At 47.1% G+C, this 18,336-nt stretch carries 16 protein-coding genes; 9 read left to right on the top strand and 7 right to left on the bottom strand.

Annotated features, from left to right (window positions below):
• Nucleotides 1-159 precede the first annotated feature (159 nt).
• The gene (locus tag FC96_RS02910) at nt 160-429 is read right to left on the bottom strand and encodes a hypothetical protein (protein WP_056941953.1); all 270 of its coding nucleotides are present in this window, start codon (nt 427-429) and stop codon (nt 160-162) included.
• 122 nt (nt 430-551) lie between these two features.
• Between FC96_RS02910 and FC96_RS02905 the strand changes: the two genes are divergently transcribed.
• From FC96_RS02905 to fucP, 5 genes are all read left to right on the top strand, one after another.
• Nucleotides 552-2,954, top strand: a complete 2,403-nt coding sequence (locus FC96_RS02905) for a helicase C-terminal domain-containing protein (protein ID WP_056941952.1) — start codon at nt 552-554, stop codon at nt 2,952-2,954.
• Entirely contained in the window at nt 2,935-3,627 is a 693-nt protein-coding gene (locus FC96_RS02900) for a hypothetical protein (RefSeq protein ID WP_056941951.1), read from the top strand. Before FC96_RS02905 ends, FC96_RS02900 begins: the two co-directional genes overlap by 20 nt.
• Nucleotides 3,624-4,520: a sce7725 family protein gene (locus tag FC96_RS02895; protein WP_054659184.1), complete on the top strand. Its 897-nt coding sequence runs from the start codon at nt 3,624-3,626 to the stop codon at nt 4,518-4,520. Before FC96_RS02900 ends, FC96_RS02895 begins: the two co-directional genes overlap by 4 nt.
• A 335-nt stretch (nt 4,521-4,855) precedes the next feature.
• On the top strand, nt 4,856-5,251 hold the full coding sequence (rbsD, locus tag FC96_RS02890; protein WP_056941950.1) for a D-ribose pyranase: 396 nt from the start codon (nt 4,856-4,858) through the stop codon (nt 5,249-5,251).
• Nucleotides 5,252-5,310: 59 nt separating this feature from the next.
• Nucleotides 5,311-6,669, top strand: a complete 1,359-nt coding sequence (gene fucP, locus FC96_RS02885; protein WP_056941949.1) for an L-fucose:H+ symporter permease — start codon at nt 5,311-5,313, stop codon at nt 6,667-6,669.
• Nucleotides 6,670-6,736: 67 nt separating this feature from the next.
• Here fucP and FC96_RS02880 read toward each other — a convergent pair whose 3' ends face one another.
• Together FC96_RS02880 and FC96_RS02875 are read right to left on the bottom strand one after the other, a co-directional pair.
• The gene (locus tag FC96_RS02880) at nt 6,737-7,378 is read right to left on the bottom strand and encodes a DNA alkylation repair protein (protein WP_056941948.1); all 642 of its coding nucleotides are present in this window, start codon (nt 7,376-7,378) and stop codon (nt 6,737-6,739) included.
• Nucleotides 7,379-7,482: 104 nt separating this feature from the next.
• The gene (locus tag FC96_RS02875; protein WP_056941947.1) at nt 7,483-8,523 is read right to left on the bottom strand and encodes a lactonase family protein; all 1,041 of its coding nucleotides are present in this window, start codon (nt 8,521-8,523) and stop codon (nt 7,483-7,485) included.
• 139 nt (nt 8,524-8,662) lie between these two features.
• Here FC96_RS02875 and FC96_RS02870 point away from each other — a divergent pair, with 139 nt between their 5' ends.
• The 3 genes from FC96_RS02870 to FC96_RS02860 all read left to right on the top strand — a co-directional run bounded on the left by FC96_RS02870 (nt 8,663) and on the right by FC96_RS02860 (nt 10,878).
• Nucleotides 8,663-9,136 carry a GNAT family N-acetyltransferase gene (locus FC96_RS02870; RefSeq protein ID WP_056941946.1) on the top strand — a complete coding sequence of 158 codons (474 nt, stop codon included), beginning with the start codon at nt 8,663-8,665 and terminating at the stop codon, nt 9,134-9,136.
• A gap of 73 nt (nt 9,137-9,209) precedes the next feature.
• On the top strand, nt 9,210-9,662 hold the full coding sequence (locus FC96_RS02865) for a Fur family transcriptional regulator (RefSeq protein ID WP_054659180.1): 453 nt from the start codon (nt 9,210-9,212) through the stop codon (nt 9,660-9,662).
• A 238-nt stretch (nt 9,663-9,900) separates the two neighbouring features.
• Nucleotides 9,901-10,878: a peptidoglycan recognition protein family protein gene (locus FC96_RS02860; RefSeq protein ID WP_082593211.1), complete on the top strand. Its 978-nt coding sequence runs from the start codon at nt 9,901-9,903 to the stop codon at nt 10,876-10,878.
• 61 nt (nt 10,879-10,939) lie between these two features.
• Here the strand turns inward: FC96_RS02860 and FC96_RS02855 are convergent, their stop codons facing one another.
• Both FC96_RS02855 and FC96_RS02850 read right to left on the bottom strand, forming a co-directional pair.
• Nucleotides 10,940-11,704, bottom strand: a complete 765-nt coding sequence (locus FC96_RS02855) for a YibE/F family protein (protein WP_056941944.1) — start codon at nt 11,702-11,704, stop codon at nt 10,940-10,942.
• Nucleotides 11,683-12,807, bottom strand: a complete 1,125-nt coding sequence (locus tag FC96_RS02850) for a YibE/F family protein (protein WP_056941943.1) — start codon at nt 12,805-12,807, stop codon at nt 11,683-11,685. Before FC96_RS02850 ends, FC96_RS02855 begins: the two co-directional genes overlap by 22 nt.
• Nucleotides 12,808-12,918: 111 nt before the next feature.
• Between FC96_RS02850 and FC96_RS02845 the strand changes: the two genes are divergently transcribed.
• Nucleotides 12,919-14,313: an MFS transporter gene (locus FC96_RS02845; protein ID WP_056941942.1), complete on the top strand. Its 1,395-nt coding sequence runs from the start codon at nt 12,919-12,921 to the stop codon at nt 14,311-14,313.
• 358 nt (nt 14,314-14,671) lie between these two features.
• On the opposite strand, the gene FC96_RS02840 is transcribed toward FC96_RS02845, so the two are convergent.
• Nucleotides 14,672-16,531: an ABC transporter ATP-binding protein gene (locus FC96_RS02840; protein WP_056941941.1), complete on the bottom strand. Its 1,860-nt coding sequence runs from the start codon at nt 16,529-16,531 to the stop codon at nt 14,672-14,674.
• Entirely contained in the window at nt 16,512-18,257 is a 1,746-nt protein-coding gene (locus FC96_RS02835) for an ABC transporter ATP-binding protein (RefSeq protein ID WP_056941940.1), read from the bottom strand. Before FC96_RS02835 ends, FC96_RS02840 begins: the two co-directional genes overlap by 20 nt.
• Nucleotides 18,258-18,336 lie beyond the last annotated feature (79 nt).

Below are 18,336 nucleotides of genomic sequence, written 5' to 3'. Positions count from 1 at the left end.
CCCCTCCGTCGCCTGTGGACAGAGGGGTTGTGAACAAATTTGTTCGCAAAATGCACCGACCCTTCTTAGCCTCACAGGACTAATGTTAAAGGTTTGATTGGTATTACTATACTTTATTGAATCCTAAATAACAAGCCCAATCTGCGATTTAAATTTGGGCTAATAACAACACTTCCGTTTCACCAATTCAGAATGAACTGCGGTCAATAATTCGCCAGCGTCAGCACCACCATCCGCGACGATCTGAACCATCTGACCGTCTGCATCTCGGAGTTGGTCAACATCCTGTTGGACCGCGAGATCCAAGACCTGATCTCCCACTCGTAAATACGCAGTCGATTGGTAACTGGCCAGGATTTTTTGAAGAACAGTTGCTTCATCTTCTGGTAGGCTGGGGTTAACCAGTAACGGAACACCGATTGATTTCATTATCATCACCTCGTCGTAGTCTTGTAATTAATATTGTAAGCGATTTCACAGCTTTCCGCAACGTCTTTACCATCCTGGCTATTGAGATGGTATAATCATCAAGAGAATTGTGAGGAGACAGCATGGAAACTCAAAAAATAGGCGTTCGTGAACTCGTCGAATTTACACTGCGAACCGGTGATCTTAATGCGCGTGCTAACAGTAACAACACAGCGTTAGAAGGGGCCATTATTCACCGACGGCTACAAAAGCAACGGGGCGCGAACTACCAAAAAGAATACTATTTAGAACGAGAACTTACCTTAGCCGACCGGCCTTTCCTGATTCATGGCCGCGCAGACGGGGTGATTCTAGACACCGATAATCCTTTGATTGAAGAGATTAAAACATCCGACGCACCGTTTGAAGAACTGTCCGAAAACACACTGACCCTTTACTGGGCGCAAGCTCAAATCTACGCCTACATCCTCATGACCGATGAAGACCTTGACGCGGTCACGCTTCAATTGACCTACTTTCAGCGACCAACTGAAACCGTCACCCAAACGACGCATCACTATACCCAGCAAGAAGCAACTGCTTTTTTTGAACAAGTCACTTCAGAATATGAAAGTTGGTTACTACTTCGTAGTGAGTTACGGACGAGCCGGAATGCCAGTATTGCAACCCTCCCATTCCCGTTCGATCATTACCGAGCGGGCCAGCGAGAATTCGCCGTTTCCGTCTACAAAACCATTCGGCTAAAGAAACAACTCTTCATCGAAGCGCCAACTGGCACTGGCAAAACCATCTCCACCGTTTTTCCGTGCATCAAAGCCATGGGTGAAAATGAAATCCAACGGCTATTTTACCTAACTGCCAAACAAAGCACGCGCCACGTAGCCGAAGAGGCGATGACCCTGTTAGCCCAAAACGGTCTGGTGTTGAGGAGTGTGACGCTGACGGCAAAGGATACCATCACCTTCCCTGAGGAAGCCGATTTACCACCGGAGGAAAACCCCTACATGGTTGGTTATTACGACCGGTTAAAGCCCGCACTAAAGGATGTTTTAGAAAATGAAACGCAGCTGACACGGGCCGTCATCGAAACTTACGCACGTCGGCATCAGGTCGATCCCTTTGAATTTTCATTAGATCTGAGCTTATTTTGTGATGTCATTATCTGCGACTACAACTACCTTTTCGATCCGCAAGTTTACCTTCAGCGGTTCTTTGCTATCGACCACGATGACGATAACTTCTTTCTTGTTGACGAAGCCCACAACCTCGTCAGCCGCGCTCGATCTATGTATTCAGCTGAACTCACCGTGGCCCCTTTAACCGATCTCATTTCATTGGCTAAGGAAACCTTCGAGACTCACCCGCCCCTTGTATCAGCTTTCCGAAAATTGCGGAAAGCCTTTTATCAGTACAGCGGTCCCGTCATGGAAAGCGGCAAAGCAGACAGTATTTTTAACGACAGCGTCAGCGGGTTTAATAAGGCAGTAACCGAACTAACGGAAAAAATTAGCGATTGGTTGGCTCAACAACAACCACAAACCCCGTTTACCCAAGCCGTCCTTGACTATTATTTTGCTTGTTTAAGCTACTTAAAAATTGCCGATTTCTACGACGAAACCTTTCGCACCAAGATTTCTGTTGGCCCGAACCAGGACCGTGAAATCACGTTTAAACAACTCTGTCTAGATCCCAGCGCTTTTCTGCACGACTCGCTGCTCAAAGGGCGTGGTGCGGTTCTTTTTTCCGCGACCTTTTCCCCCCTTTCCTACTACCAACGGATGTTGGGTGGGGCCACGGATTCGCTCTGTTACCAACTTCCCTCCCCTTTCCCGCCCAAACACCAGGCTATTTTACTCGCCAACTACATTGAGACAACTTATCGTAAGCGCGAAGCCAACTTAGCGGCAACCATTACAAGTATCAAAACGCTCATTTCCGCAAAACCCGGTAATTACTTGATTTTTCTTCCTTCCTATCACTACCTCCAAACCGTTTATGAGGCCTTTCATTTGGCCTATCCCGACGTGGACACGATTATCCAGTCTAGTGACATGGATGAAGCTAAACGGGCCGCCTTTCTTGCCGCTTTCCAGCCGAACCCGCAGGAACCCGTTGTTGGCTTTGCCATTCTTGGGGGCATTTTTTCTGAGGGGATCGACTTAACAGGCGACCGGCTAATCGGAGTTGGCATCGTTGGGGTAGGACTACCTGGCATTAGCGAGGAAAATGACCTCCTACGCGACTATTTTGATAGTCAGGGTGAACCAGGCTTTGACTACGCCTACCAACTGCCTGGCCTCAACCACGTCTTTCAAGCAGCGGGCCGGCTCATTCGAACGGTGGCTGATCAAGGCGTCGTCTTACTGATGGATCGCCGCTTTAGTGAGCGTCGTTACACCCGCTACTTTCCCCCACATTGGCAATACTTTAGACTGCTTGCCACACCCGAAGAACTCGCTCCGACGCTCGATCAATTTTGGCAATTAAACCAGAAGGGAAGCCCTCATGAAAACGAAACTCACTAAACAACTTGAGGAAACGTTATACGCTTATTGTATGGAAAATGGCGCCGTTCCTGTTGAGGAAGTGACCATGCCCGACAACCGCGGTATTGTGGACACACTCAGTTACCAGCAATTACCCGACGGTCAAACCGAGTGGCGGTGCTATGAACTTAAGGTGACCAAAACCGATTTTCACTCCAAGGCTCAGCTTTCTTTCATCGGTCATTACAATTACTTCGTGCTCCCCTATGACCTTTATGTCACGGTGGCAACCGAAATTCCGACTGAAATTGGGGTCCTCAGCTACCAACCCTACGATGCAATCCGATTGGCTCAAGCAACCGATCCGGTGACGACCCCGGGTTATTTAACAGTGGAAAAAAAGGCCCGTTATCAAGACCTTGGCGTCGCAGAGGATCTATTGACGAACCACTTCATCCACTCGTTGAACCGCGAAGTTTATAAAGCCAAGCAGGCCGAACAGGGACTTGGACAGTTTAGCTCCCACCGGTTGTACAAGGAACTCAAGAAGCGGTACCAGCACTATGACATTAGCACCCCAGAAACCAATTTCTACGATCAATTCATCGAAGATACCCAATCCAGCGCTGTTTTAGCACTCCAAGAAGAAGTCGATGCTTTGAACCACGAACTGGCCGAGTTACAAGCCCAATTAAGGGGGAATCCATCATGAGGTATTTTCCCTACTTTCGAGGTCGCCAATACGACCTTCGAGCACTGCAAGCCTTTGCTCAGACCCCGTTTAATAACATAACGCCAATTATTGAACCCGTGCGAGATATCCCAGCGCTTCCCCAGACCCTAACTGATTTTATTCAGGCTGACCAGCCCATTGCATTGGTATTAAATCCCCGAGTAGGGCACTACCACTTTGATGCGCCAGCGAAGCATCCAATCCAGTCTGTTTTAGCGACGGGCGCTGTCACGCCGGCCTTTATCCTCTCACCGCTTTTACCTCCTGAACAACTAGAAGCCCATCCTACTGCCATCGTGATCGTGCAACACTTCGACGATCTCGCCTTATTCTTGGCTCGCGATTGGCTGCCCGAAACCCTGACTCTCTTGGTGCCACCCGAAGCCCGAATTCGTCGCCAGCTTCGGGACCGACCGTTTGGCCATCTTGTGGACCACTTCGTTCCTGGCGAATACGCAACAGATACTGCTCAGCTCATGGACAGTTTTTTTAGCGACGACCGGTCATTTGCGGCGACCTTTGGTGAAATTGGCTTCAGTGACTTCTTAACCGTCGGCCAACCATACAGCGAACATGGTTTTCCCACAAAGGCGGTCACCCTCCACCTCACCTACCTAAAAGACGGCCGGGTTCGAATTCGACACTTTCAGTCTGACGATCACGCGGACTTTCGTCACCAACGCGAAAAGTTCTTTCAAGCTCTTACCAAGGCCGTGATGTGGATTAACCAAGCCCCGACTATCAATCAGACCCCTGCTACGGATCAATTATTAACCCTCGCCAATGAGCACCATTTTCCTGGTATGGGCATCATTAAAGCCCTGACTTTGACGCACCACCTCACGATGATGAATCGTTATTTGAACTATTAACAATGACAGCTAGCTGATTGGTATCCTGAGTCTGGCTGTCTTTTCTTCTGCAAAATCTCCTTTGTGGGCCAATATCGCTTAACAAGCATTCATTCCCCGTTAACTTTTTTTGATTTGTGAAGCCCTTAGTAAAACCTTTTAACTACAAGCTTTCATCGGATCCTTTCAAACCGTTCAGTTATTTATCGCGTAATTATGCCGTTGCAATCGTTTTCATCATGTGCTATGGTGTTTAACGTTTAAGAGAAACTTAAGTAGCGGTTGTGATGTACTTAGTAAAACGGTTTACATATCTGCGATTTGTTTCTCAAACAAAATTGAAAGGATGATATTTGTTGAAAAAAACAACTGTAATTAATTCAGAACTCTCAACCGTTATTGCCGGAATGGGCCACATGGACTGGCTAAGCATCGGTGACGCCGGTATGCCAGTGCCTATGGACACTAAGAAGATTGACCTTGCCTTAACCAAGCAATTGCCAAGTTTTATCGACGTTTTGAAAAATATTTTGGCCGAACTGGAAGTGCAAAAAATTTACTTAGCGGATGAAATCAAAACACAAAACCCTAAGCAACTCACCGCTATCAAAGAATTGCTGCCAGACGTTGAAATCGAATTCATGCCTCACAGTCAGTTAAAGAAGGATTTATCCAAAACCCACGCTTTTGTTCGAACTGGTGAAATGACACCCTTCTCAAATATTATCTTAGAATCTGGCGTAACATTCTAAAATTCCATTTTAGGTAAAAGGTTTTATGAAAACGCTCATACGTAAAGGAGAGATCTTCCATGCAACAAACTGCTGAGAAAAAACATGGTTGGGTGCAACTATCTGACGGTTATTTAAGTAAGACCCCAATCTTTCAATTTTTAATGGTATCTCTAATTTTTCCACTTTGGGGAGCCGCCGCTAGTTTAAACGATATCTTAATCACACAGTTTAAGACAGTTTTCATGTTAAATGATGCTGCCACTGCTTTCGTTCAAAGCGCCTTTTATGGTGGTTACTTCTTAATCGCTATTCCTGCCTCATTGGTCATCAAAAAGGCCAGTTATAAATTTGCAATCATGACAGGGCTTATTTTTTACATTATTGGATGTGCTATTTTCTTCCCTGCTTCTCGTGTTGCAACTTACAGTATGTTCCTTGTCGCTATTTTTGCGATTGCCATTGGCTTGAGTTTCCTTGAGACTTCTTGTGATACTTATAGTTCAATGCTCGGACCGAAAAAATATGCGACATTACGACTCAACTTCTCACAGACCTTGGTACCGCTTGGTGACATTACAGGAATCTTGTTAGGTAAATATCTGATTTTTGGTTCCGTTGGTAACCTTGCCGAAAAAATGTCTCACATGCACGGTGCCGAACGAATTGCTTATGGTGAACAAATGCTCCAACTCACCCTTCGTCCTTACAAGTACATTTTGATTGTTCTTATCGCAATGCTCATCATCTTCGCATTGGTACCAATGCCTCGTGCTAAAGCGACGGCTACTAATGCTGACGGTTCAGTTGCTGAAGAAGAACGCCCAAGCTTGGGAGAAACAATCAAGTACCTCTGGCACAACACCGGTTTTAAAAAGGGTGTCTTCACTCAATTTATCTATGCCGGTCTTCAGACAACTGTTTGGTCATTCACCATTCGGTTAGCCCTGAACTTAAACCACAGTATCACCGATAGTGCGGCTTCAACTTTCATGATTTACAGCTACATTGCATGGTTCGTTGGAAAACTGGTGGCCAACTTCTTCATGGCCCGTTTCTCAATTACTGGTACGTTAACCGGCTTTTCATTACTCGGGGTCGTGGCCCTTGTCATTACCTTTACGGTACCAAACATGACGGCCGTTTACGCCGCCATCGCAACCAGCTTCTTCTTTGGTCCAGAGTGGCCTACCATTTACACGCATACGTTGGATCATATTCAAGAAAAGAAATACACCGAAACTGGTGGCGCAATTATCGTAATGGCTTTAATCGGTGGTGCGATTATTCCCGCTATCCAAGGTCTCGTTTCAGACTTGACTGGCTCAATGCAATTATCATTTGTCGTTCCTGCCCTTTGCTACCTTTACATTACCCTTTACTTCTTTAGTGAGTACCGTTTTGAAAAGAAGCACCCAGAAACGATGCAAGAACACTAATTTACCAAAAAACGTCGCACAACAGTTTGTCACTTCACTGTTGTGCGGCGTTTTTTGATACCTCTATTTACAAATACCTGCCACCCTCCCGACGTGCCAGCGGTTGTAGCTGATGAGTAGCCATAAACTGACGCACCCATTGCGGGTTGAACTTACTATAGTTTCGAAGCGCCCAACCAATGGCTTTTTGGATAAAAAACTCATCTGTTTCCAGGTCTGCTTCAATCGCTTGGGTTAACAAGGTCGTGTCCAACGTGTCTTTTTCTAATAGCTGCAGCGTAATAGCAATCCGACGTAACCAGAAATTGGGCTGCCCGTAAAACCAACCAAATATCTGACTTTTATCCGCTGGATGGCGTTTCAAATAGCCATCATAGACCTTGCGCCAGGCGTCGACTGAATCCCACCAGGCCTTTTGCGGAATGTAAGCGACGAGTTGATGTAACTGGGACAGTGTTAACTGGGGCACAATGGCTACCCCAAGGTCAATCGCCAGGTACTGGTACTCGCGTTCCTGACGGGCATAAAAATGAGCGATCCAGGTTAAAACCGTTGCCGGATCGGTCTTTTTGGTGAGTTTGATAAGCGCCTTTGACTGCTGCCTTCTAGTTGGTGTCTTTACGCCGACAAACTGATAACGCTGCCGCATATAGGCCGCCATCGCGGTTGCGTTTTCTGGGTTACCTTCAAATTGAAATTCAGGAATCATTTAACCGTCTCCTCGCCCAAAATCCCCCACAAACCGAGACCTCCCCCTAAAGTGACATCACTTCAGGGGGAGGTCTCAAACTCGTAAGTTGTGGGGATGTTAATTTAATCTTCGAATAAAACGGCGACGCCTTCTGGTACGGTAACGTCTTGTTGAATCTTTGTCAATTTTCCAGTGACTGCGTCTCGAGCAAACAGCGTCGCGTTATCACTGTTTTGATGGACCACAACCAAAAACTGATCATCATGATTTAGATTGAAATCCCGTGGAAAATCGCCTTCACTTGGGGTGTTATCAATCAGGGTCAGAGTGCCATCCTCAGCAATTTCAAAAACCGCAATTGAGTTGTACCCGCGATTAGATACATAGAGAAACTTGTGATCAGCACTCATTCGGACGGCCGCAGCCCCGTTGTGAGCTGTCCAATCACGCGGAATTGTTGAAATCCCCTGTTGTAACGCTAGTGTCCCAGCAGCTGGGTCATAAGCTAAGACGGCCACTTTGCTAGCCAGCTCGCCCACCATGTAAGCCATATTCGTATCCGGGTTAAAGATAATGTGGCGGGGACCAAAGCCACGCGCGCAGTTAAACCGGTGATTTTCTTCTAGGTGACCATCATCAGAAATATTGTAAATATAAACCGTGTCATTACCCAGGTCACAGACCACTAACCGTCCATCAGGTGTTAGGTCAGCAAAGTGCGGGTGCGGACCATCGGCTTGTTCAGGTCGAGGACCGGCGCCAGTATGCTTCACTTGATCAACCTGCGTCAAAGTACCATCAGCCTCAATCTTATAAACTGTGACAGTCCCCATATGATAGTTGGCCGTATAAACCAGTTGGCGGCCTTCGTCTACCGTCACATAGGCCGGTGATGAGCCAGGAGCCAACGTCTTGCCAATTTCATCAAAGGGCCGGTTGCTAGCATCGAAAATCTTTAATCCGCCAACCTTTTCACCATTGTCAGACTCCGCATCAATGGCATATACCCGGTTAGCCTTTGATTTAGCCAGATAGGTCGGGTTGCCGGCCTTACCAACCAGCGTTACCTCACTTAACTCACGCTTTTCCGTATCAAGTGAAAGTTCGTAAATCCCCTCACTGTGCTTTTTGGTGTACGTTCCTACCAGGATTTTTTCAATCATGAAACCCCTCCTAATCCACGTTTAATGTAACTAATTATAGCACATGAGCGAAATTTCACGAAGATTAAACCTGCTGGGACGGTCATTTTTGACACGTGTGGTAAACTAACCGAGTAACTTTTAATAAGGGGGCACCAGCATGGCGCAGTTTGAAAAGTACCATCCCATTTTAACCGCCCATTTCCAGCTCGACTGGCTGACCCAATTTCGGGTTAATGCTATCAATGAGTTGCGAATTAAGAACGGTCACCACGAAGGAATTGTGGAAACGGCCGATTTTGTTAACCGCCAAATGAGCCAAATTATGAAGGCTAACGCGCTTGTTTGGGGGATCGGTGATCGCGAGTCTGACGACTTTCTCGGCCTCTTCGGCTTTCACCCCATTGATCTGACTAATCAAACGGGCGAGATTGTCCTAGAACTCAGCGATAAAAGCCAATCAGCCGGCGACTTTATTTTCACTGAACTTCTTCCCCATATGATGGCATTTGCCAATGAGGAACTTCACTTAAAAACGCTTACCGTAGCCGCGTCATCACATTTAGATGATTGGGCTGCCATGGGCTTTGCGACCACCCCAGAGGCTGGTGTATTAGCCTGCCGACTTGCCTAATACTACTATATTGGAATTGTTCTAAAAAAGTGGTTTAATAGGGGTAAGCGTTTATCGGAAGGGAGGAATCAACATGGCTGAAACAACAATCGATGAAGCAGTCGGTGAACTGCGCAAATATCATATTCGGGTCACGCCGCAGCGGAAGCTCATCCTCAACTATTTGTTGACCCATGAAAACCATCCGCCCGTTGAAACGATTTACCAAGAACTAGCACCAGAAATGCCGACACTGAGCCTAGCGACCGTTTACAATACCCTTAACCTATTCGTCGAACTAGGCTTGGTGATTGAGATTCCCAATGAAAATGGTGGGATTCGGTACGATTATTTTGGCAAGCCCCACTACCATGCAATCTGTGAGAATTGTGGCAAGGTAACTGACATCTACTCGCCACTGTTCCCCCAGATTGAAGCTAGCTTAAAATCAGAGGCAGAACGGCTCACGGACTACAAGATCGACAGCAGTCACGTCACTGTTTATGGCCTCTGCGCCGATTGCCAGCGACGACTAGCCGACCACTAAATTTATCGAGTTAGACCAGCCACCCCATTGAACTATCAGTTGTTCACGGGTTGGCTGTTTTTGTTACTTAGTTTTAACATGATTGAAAACATTGCTCAAAACCCTGTTACCACGCATGGTTAGGCTGTCACATAATTAGTGGGAACCGGTGGGACGGTTGTATTTTGGTCCTATTGTCGGTATGATAATCGCAGAAATGATTCATACCGTGAAGAAAATACTAAACAGTAAGTGAGAGATGACTAACGTGAAAAAAATTTCAACAGTACTTGCCGGGCTCGTAGCCTTCCTTGCTATGGGTACCGCAACTTCAATCCACGCCAATGCGGCCTCAGCCGTTAACGACTATATCGAAAGTGAAAACATCACACCTGCACAGGTCACATCAAGTGTTTGGAGCGGTTTCCCCAAGTATAAGTACCGAAATGGGGTTGGCAAGCCAGAGGGGATTGTCATTCACGAAACGGCCAACAACAGTTCGACCATCTATAACGAAATTGCCTACATGAAGTCGAACTACCAAAACGCCTTTGTGCACTCCTTCGTTGATGCAAGTCGCATTATTAACATTGCCAACACCAACTATCTTTCTTGGGGTGTTGGCTACCCAGGGAACTCGCGCTTCATCCAATTCGAACAAGTCCGGGTTCACAGTAAGTCAGCATTCGCCCATGAAGTGGCAAACGCCGCTTGGTATACCGCTCAGTTGTTGCACCAATACGGGTTAACGCCAAACCGTGCTGATTATGACGGAAAGGGAACGGTTTGGTCTCACCGCGCCGTTGCCAAGTACCTCGGTGGTTCTGACCATACAGACCCAGTTTCCTACTACGCCGCTTCTGGCCGTAACTGGTTCGGCCAAACATACACTATGGCGCAGTTCTACACATTGGTTAAGCAGTACTACAACAACGGTTCAAGCGACACTGAACCGGCTGCTTCTTCGCTGGACGCTGTGACGTATTCTGACGTTAACACCACTTCGATGTTGTCAGGTTCTTACAGCAAGTACAAATTGTACAACCATGTTAAAAACGCCTACGCTAACATGAAGAGTTACTCATGGTCTTCAGTTGGCGCCAAAGTTGGTCAAACCGTTTACGTCAACAAAAAAGGTGTTAAGGACAAGCAAGGCACTACTTGGTACCGAATTACATTCAGTAACTCAAGCTCCGCTAAAAACTACTGGGTTTACGGTCCAGCTTTAGACCTGTAAGCCACAGCAATCTCACTTAAACGAACAAAACCACCGTTGCTTTTCACAGCAACGGTGGTTTTTAGTTGTTCATTTTTCTTTTTTTAGCTTCCTGCATCGTCATTAACCAAGTTGTTAATGGGATGGTTAAAATAACCCCAACCATTGAGAATAGGACCATCAACAACTCGGCCACAAAGATTTTGTCGTTAATAATTTGCCCCAGCGAATAGTGAACACCAGCAAACCAAATAAAGAGTGCTAAGAACCCACCAAAGAACCCAAAAAATAACGTATTAAACGTCGTTCCGATAATCTGGGTGCCAACCTTCAACCCTGCTCCTCGAAGCCGAGACAGCGTAATTTTAGGGTGCTGGTCAAGGATTTCTGCCAGTCCTGCTGAAATGGCCATCGCCGCTTCCGCAATAGCCCCTAACGTGCTTAAAATGGCCGTCGCCATGGCCACCTCTAAAAAGTTAATCCCGAGCACCAGTGACATTTGCTCTAAATCGTCACTGTCCTCGGGGCCAAAGCCGGGAACGACAGCCCAGTGCTCAATTGGGACAATAACCAGCACCAGAATCAGTAATACCGCAGCTGAGGCAAAAAACGCAATTTGAGTGCTTGCATTATCTTTCCCACCCAAAAAGACGGTTAGAGCCAACACGATGACCCCGGTAATCAATGTGACAACCAGGGGTGGAAAATGAAAAGCTATGAGAACCACCGCAAAAAATAGCGCCCCAAAGTTAAATAATAGGCTCAAAAAAGCCTGAAATCCCTGCTGGCCGCCGACTAAAACCATCGCAATCAGTAGGATTAAACCTAACGCCGAAATTGTATCCATCGCGGCAACCCTCCCATCAAACTACTCGTAATCCAGCAAGCAATGGGCACCGTTAACACGATTCCAATGCCACTAATCAGGCTTTGAATGACCCCCAACGACATGGTCATGTTGAAGGTGTAGCCCCACGAATTGGCATTTTTTAAAAACAAGATCGCCATGGGTAATGTATCGGCCACAAAGATGAAGAACAAGACGTTAACGAGTGGTCCCATAATCTCACCGCCAATTTCGCGACCCGACCGAAAAATTTGGTGGGCGCTAATATCCGGACGCTCTTCCTTCAACGCCATTAGCGACGCAATAATGTCTGTTGCTTCGTCCATAACAGCGCCTAGCGATCCCAGCATAGCTTCAGCTAAAAATAAGGGGAGTGGTAATTGCGTCACGTACTGCATTGACTCAAAGTAAACCCCTTTTCGGTTAGTCAACTGAAAGACGACGACCGCAATTAGAACGGCTAAGGCCGTCCCCACCACCGTCGTCAAAAACGTCATCAACATTTGTTTGTTGAGACCAATGACAATGCTTAACGTCATGGCGGTAAATAAAATGGCTAAACCACCGAAAATGGTCAACACGAGGGCACCCTGGGTGTGGGCATTCCACCTAACCGCCACCCAAAACAAGGCGCCGTTGGCCAATACGCTGGTAAATGCCATTAACCCGCCAAACTGCATCAACCCGACTAACAAGCTCAACACAAGCCACACGGTCATAGCCATACTCGTATCCCGTTTTAAATCAGAAATGGTCGCGACAAATTTATGATTGGTACTGTGGACCGTTAAAAAAACGCGCTGTGAACGCCGATACTGTTGACTATTAGCCTGTGACACATTGTACGTATTAGTCACGCTCACCCGTTTTCCCCGGTATTGGCCATTTGTAATAACCCCGGTTAACTGCTGCGTCACCGCACGATCGGCATTTTGGTACTGATCCGTTAACTTATCCGAGGAAATTGTTTTGACTGCCGTGATTTTCATGATAGGGTTCTTATAGAGCCCATCATCATGGGCCACGCCTAGCACGATTAACCCACCGACGGCAATGATAAGAACCGTCAACCATCCCGGCCACCGAAGCCGCTTGGTTTTCATAGCTGCGCCTCTCTCCTTATGAATTCAAGTTTCATCATATCACAGGCGTTCGCAACGCCAACGGCCGTGCGACTAGTTTTAGAAAACCGTTAACCTTTGGAGGTTTTTAAAATGAAACACTGGTTCACCCTGCTTGCAATCAGCATGATCACGTTCATGAATACGTTAGACGCTAGTATCGTCAACGTTGCAATGCCCCAGCTATCAAGACAACTTCACGTCCCAATGAATCAGGCTGAGTGGCTGGTATCCGTCTATCTAGTGTTAATCTGTATTCTGCTGCTCTTTTGGGGGCGCCTTTCCGATCAGATTGGTAGCGTTCGGCTGTTTCAGGCCGGCTCACTCTACTTTTTAGCTGGGTCGCTAATGTGTGCGCTCAGCCCCAACTTTTGGCTGTTATTCACCGGTCGAATCGTTCAGGCAATTGGCGCTAGTATGACCATGTCCACGAACTTTGGCCTTATCGCAAAGTTATTCCCGATGACAGAACATGGTCGGGCCTTCGGTCTTAATAGCGTTATCGCTCAATTAGGAAACATCAGCGGTCCCGGTCTTGGGGGGCTTTTACTGGGGCACTTATCTTGGCACTGGCTATTTTTGATCAACCTCCCCGTCGGCCTCATCATTTACCTATATGGTCGCCATGTATTACCAAATGACCGGCAGTATCTGACGCCAAGTATTGACTGGCTAGGATTTGCAAGCTATGCTGTGACAACTGCTAGTTTCTTTATTGCCATTTATTGGGGTCAGGCAGCTGGTTTTGCCACCCCCGGAGTTTTGATATTAATGGCGATTGCCCTTGGTTTCCTAATTGGTTTTATCGCAATTGAGCATCGAGTTGCTCAGCCAATGATTCGCCTGAGTCTGTTTAAGGCTCCGAGGTTCAGCCTCGGTCTAATCAGTGCCCTGATGGTATACGCCGTCGGGTATTTTGCAAACGTCGCACTACCGTTCTACTTCCAAGAGACCCTGGCATTTTCAGCCACCAGGGCTGGCTTGATATTAATGTTGATCCCGATTGCCAATATGATAGCAGCTCCAGTAAGCGGCCAATTTGTTGATCGCTTTAACCCGGTCTCAGTTTCGGTCATTGGCCTCATCATATACGCGGTACCGGTTTTGTACTTAACTTGGTTGCCTAACCCGCCTATTTTCTGGCAACTCGTCTTGGTTTTACTGGCCTTAGGAGTTGGCAACGGTACCTTTCAAAATAACCCCATGATTATGGATGCGGCCCCTCCTGAAGCTCAAGGTGTTGCCGGCAGCATTGCCGCCCTCTTCAGAAATCTGGGAATGGCTGTTGGCTTATCTTTAGCCACCACGACCTTGTACTGGGGCATGCAGCGGCAAGTGGGGCGGCCGGTGACCCACTACCCTCAGGGGCATCCCGATTGGTTTTTAGCCGGGATGCGTTACTCATACTGGTACGCCGTCGGGTTAATTTTCTTCGCCCTAATCCTCGTTGGCGGGCTTTACTGGCGTCAACGACGAAATGAAACTTGATTTTTTGACCAATAATGTGTAAACTGTTTAAACGATTGGTTTACTACAAACATTTTGACGAAGTGAGGGTTAGACAATGAGAAAAGCACATCCAAATGGCGTGCAAGGACGTCGTCCAATTAACGCCAAAAAGGGCGAAAAACGCCAAAAAGAAATTGCCGACTTGCAACAATGGCTTAAAAACAAGAAGTAAGCAAGAAGCGACACGTAAAGCAGCTGTTTTACAGGGTCGCTTTTTTGTCGCTTTAAAATCAAAAACAGGTTGTGACTGTCCCTGACACTTGTCAGCGTTAGTCACAACCTGTTTTTGTTTAACGCAAAAAGCCGTACAGATAGAACGGACGCTCAGTCTTCATCACTAATCGTCACCTTTTTGACCCGTGTAAAGTTCGTAGTACGTGCCCCGCTTAGCCAACAGTTCATCGTGGGTCCCTTGCTCGATGATCCGGCCGCCGCCAACGACCAGTATTAAGTCAGCGTTAAAAATTGTAGAGAGGCGGTGGGCAATCGCTAACGTCGTCCGATTTGCCATCAAATTATCCATCCCAGCTTGAACAAGCTGTTCAGTCCGGGTATCAATATTAGAGGTTGCCTCGTCCAAAATCATGACTGGCGGATCAACAATGGCCGCCCGCGCAATCGCCAACATTTGCCGTTGGCCTGAAGATAGGTCGGACCCGTCCCCGGTCACCTGCGTTTCGTAGCCATCGGGTAAATCATCAATAAAGTGATCCGCATTAGCCAACCGAGCAGCCCCATGGACCTCTGCATCCGTCGCTTCAGGTTTGCCATAACGGATATTATCCGCAATGCTACCACTAAACAAGTGATTGTCTTGCAACACAATGGCTAACGACCGTCTTAAGTCCGCTTTTTTTATGGTCTGAATGTTTAAACCATCATATAAAATCTCGCCACTATCGATATCGTAAAAGCGGTTCAACATATTTGTAATCGTGGTCTTACCAGCTCCCGTTTGCCCAACCAGTGCCACTTTCGCACCGGCATCGGCTTCGAACGTAATATCATGAAGTCCAGCGTCGGAGCCGGGATAAGTGAAGTTAACGTGATTGAACTGAATATGGCCCTTGACCGCAATATCGTGCGTCGGATCATCGTCAACCCGCCAGTACCACTCGGCTTGCTGAGGTCCCTTCTTAACCAGCGTCACCGTTCCATCATCCTCTTCTGGCTGTTCGTCTAACAACTGAAAGATCCGACCGGCCCCGGCCATCGCTTGAATAATGGCATTTAACTGTTGCGAGATCTGGGCAATCGGTTGACTAAAAGAACGGCTCAGCTGTAGAAAAGCTGCAATCGTCCCAAGCGTCAGCAGGCTAGAATGCCCCACAGCGATAGCACCACCAATAATGGCAATCAAAACGTAGAGAAGGTTCCCAAGGTTTCCCATGATTGGAAATAACATGGTGGCATAGCCATTCGCATACTGTGCATCTTGACGTAACGCACCGTTCACACCATCAAATTGGTCCTTGACCTCCCGTTCGTGGGAAAACACCTTGATTACTTTTTGACCGTTTAACATTTCTTCAATAAACGCGTTCAAGGTTCCCAACGACGCTTGCTGAGCCCGAAAATACTTTGATGAGCGGCTTGTCAGCCAGCGAACAACGGTAATGCTAGTCGCAAAAATCAAGAGCGACACAATCGTTAGAATGGGACTCAGTGACACCATGGCGACTAGCGCAAATGTAACATTAAATAATGCAACGATGAACTGGGGCAAACTTTGGGTGATCAATTGCGTTAGGGTGTCAATATCGTTAGTGTAACGACTCATAACATTGCCGTAGTCGTTTTGATCAAAATATTGAAGCCGGAGCGATTCCATTCTCGTAAACATTTGGTCTCGAATGGACTTTTGAATCCGTTGACCCATTGTGGCCATAATTTGCGTATATAAAATGGTGGCTAAGACCCCGGCATAAAAAATGGCAGCCATTACTAAAATCGCCAGCAATAACGGTTGAAAATTAGGATGGCTCGCCCGCATCAGCGGCATGATGTAGTGGTCAATCAACCGTTGAATAAACAGGGACCCCGCTACCGAAGCTAGGGCGCTGATGACAATCGCCACAAAACTAACAACTAGCCAGGCCGGGTACTGAGAAAAAATCAGGCGAAGCAACCGGCGAAACGTTTCAATCCGTTTGGCTTTCGAGACCGTTAACACTTGCTTATTGCGTGAGACCTGCATGGGCGTCACCTCCCTGTTTTTCTTGTGAGTCAGCCAACTGTTTATACCAGCCATTCGTCGCCAGCAATTCGGCATGGGTTCCCACCGCGGCAACCTGACCAGCCTGCATGACGATAATCTCGTCGGCCTCTTGAACACTCGTGACCCGTTGTGTAATCATGAGCTTTGTCACGTTTGGCAATTGTGTCTTAAAAGCCGCTCGAATGGCCGCGTCAGTGCGGGTATCCGTGGCACTCGTAGAATCATCTAAAATCAAGATTTGAGGTTGCTTTAAGAGTGCCCTGGCAATTGTGAGCCGCTGACGTTGGCCTCCCGAGATGTTTTGACCGTTTTGTTCAATGTAGGTGTCATATTTCTGCGGCAATGATTGGACAAACTCATCAGCTTGCGCCATTTTAGCCGCTGTTTGAAGCTGCTCATCGGTCGCGTCAGCATTCCCCCACCGCAAGTTCTCCGCAATCGTTCCGGAAAACAGCATGGTGTTTTGCAGCACCATCGCCACGTTATCCCGAAGTGCCTTGAGGTCATAGTCTCGAACATCGTGGCCTGCCACGAGAACACGCCCTTCACTGACATCATACAAACGTGGGATGAGTTCAACTAACGTACTTTTGGCCGATCCAGTCTCGCCAATAATGCCAACCATACTGCCCGATTTGATGCGAAGATTCACATCTTTTAACTGTGGCGTATGAGTCCCCGGATACTGCATCGAAACATGTTCAAAAACGACCTCTCCATTAGTGACGGTGGTCAACGCCTGGTCGTCATCAGTGATTGACGGCTTTGTTTGCATCACTGCAATCACCCGTTCGGCCGACGCTTGAGCGACGGACAACTGTGAAAAAATCATGGATAACATGTTTAAACTGAACAGGATCGACATGCTGTATGAGAACAAACTAACGAGTTGGCCGACTTGAAGCTGATTGCCTACGATCAGATGCGCGCCATACCAGGAAAGGAGCAACATCGTTGTGTTGATCACAAATTGCATCACGGGCATGTTCAAGGCCACTATCCGTTGAGCCTTTGAGAAGGTCTTAAAAATACTACCTGAAGCCGCCTTAAACTTACTAATTTCAGCTGCCTGTTGCCCGTACGTTTTAACGACCCGAATGCCCCGTAAGTTTTCACGCACGACCCGGTTCAACTGATCATAGCGTTGAAATACCTGGCGAAACAATGGCCGCGAGTAGCGCACAATCAGCCAGAGACCGATTGCTAAAATTGGAATGGCAACGACGAAGAGACTCGCCATTTCCGAGCTGACCGTAAACGCCATAATAATTGAAAAAATAAGCATGGACGGCGCCCGAAAGGCAATTCGAATAGCCATCTGAAATGCGGTTTGAAGGTTTGTAATATCAGTGGTCAACCGGGTTACCAAACTTGATGTTGGAAACTGGTCCAGATTTTGAAAAGAAAATGTTTGGATATGATAAAACAAATCCTGCCGCAGATTTTTAGCGAATCCTGCCGCCGCAATACTTGAGATCCAGCTGGCCCCCGCCCCCATCATTAATGATAAAACTGCCATAATTAAGAGCAAAACACCCACTCGAATCACAATTGTCATGTTTCCGGCATTGATCCCCCGATCAATAATCATCGCCATTAAAAACGGAATTAACGTTTCAATCGCAGCCTCAATCACAACTAAGATTGGCGTTGTGATGGTCTGTTTCCGGTACTCGCGCACCGATTTAAGTAATGTCCGGATCATATAACCCCCCCGTTCCTTAGTCCTTTTAATCATAGTTTACCGCAACTTTTGCCAGAACCCGGTCGGAAAGCCTGACCAA

Source organism: Secundilactobacillus kimchicus JCM 15530 (assembly GCF_001433995.1).
Lineage (GTDB): Bacteria > Bacillota > Bacilli > Lactobacillales > Lactobacillaceae > Secundilactobacillus > Secundilactobacillus kimchicus.
Note: the sequence above shows the minus strand (reverse complement) of the source record. Positions and strands in the feature narration are given on the sequence as shown.

Bases quoted from the DNA above. Each gene is read 5' to 3' on its own strand.
- FC96_RS02910 (WP_056941953.1), bottom strand. From the start codon at position 429: ATGAAATCAATCGGTGTTCCGTTACTGGTTAACCCCAGCCTACCAGAA.
- FC96_RS02905 (WP_056941952.1), top strand. From the start codon at position 552: ATGGAAACTCAAAAAATAGGCGTTCGTGAACTCGTCGAATTTACACTG.
- FC96_RS02900 (WP_056941951.1), top strand. From the start codon at position 2,935: ATGAAAACGAAACTCACTAAACAACTTGAGGAAACGTTATACGCTTAT.
- FC96_RS02895 (WP_054659184.1), top strand. From the start codon at position 3,624: ATGAGGTATTTTCCCTACTTTCGAGGTCGCCAATACGACCTTCGAGCA.
- fucP (WP_056941949.1), top strand. From the start codon at position 5,311: ATGCAACAAACTGCTGAGAAAAAACATGGTTGGGTGCAACTATCTGAC.
- FC96_RS02880 (WP_056941948.1), bottom strand. From the start codon at position 7,378: ATGATTCCTGAATTTCAATTTGAAGGTAACCCAGAAAACGCAACCGCG.
- FC96_RS02875 (WP_056941947.1), bottom strand. From the start codon at position 8,523: ATGATTGAAAAAATCCTGGTAGGAACGTACACCAAAAAGCACAGTGAG.
- FC96_RS02870 (WP_056941946.1), top strand. From the start codon at position 8,663: ATGGCGCAGTTTGAAAAGTACCATCCCATTTTAACCGCCCATTTCCAG.
- FC96_RS02865 (WP_054659180.1), top strand. From the start codon at position 9,210: ATGGCTGAAACAACAATCGATGAAGCAGTCGGTGAACTGCGCAAATAT.
- FC96_RS02860 (WP_082593211.1), top strand. From the start codon at position 9,901: ATGACTAACGTGAAAAAAATTTCAACAGTACTTGCCGGGCTCGTAGCC.
- FC96_RS02855 (WP_056941944.1), bottom strand. From the start codon at position 11,704: ATGGATACAATTTCGGCGTTAGGTTTAATCCTACTGATTGCGATGGTT.
- FC96_RS02850 (WP_056941943.1), bottom strand. From the start codon at position 12,807: ATGAAAACCAAGCGGCTTCGGTGGCCGGGATGGTTGACGGTTCTTATC.
- FC96_RS02845 (WP_056941942.1), top strand. From the start codon at position 12,919: ATGAAACACTGGTTCACCCTGCTTGCAATCAGCATGATCACGTTCATG.
- FC96_RS02840 (WP_056941941.1), bottom strand. From the start codon at position 16,531: ATGCAGGTCTCACGCAATAAGCAAGTGTTAACGGTCTCGAAAGCCAAA.
- FC96_RS02835 (WP_056941940.1), bottom strand. From the start codon at position 18,257: ATGATCCGGACATTACTTAAATCGGTGCGCGAGTACCGGAAACAGACC.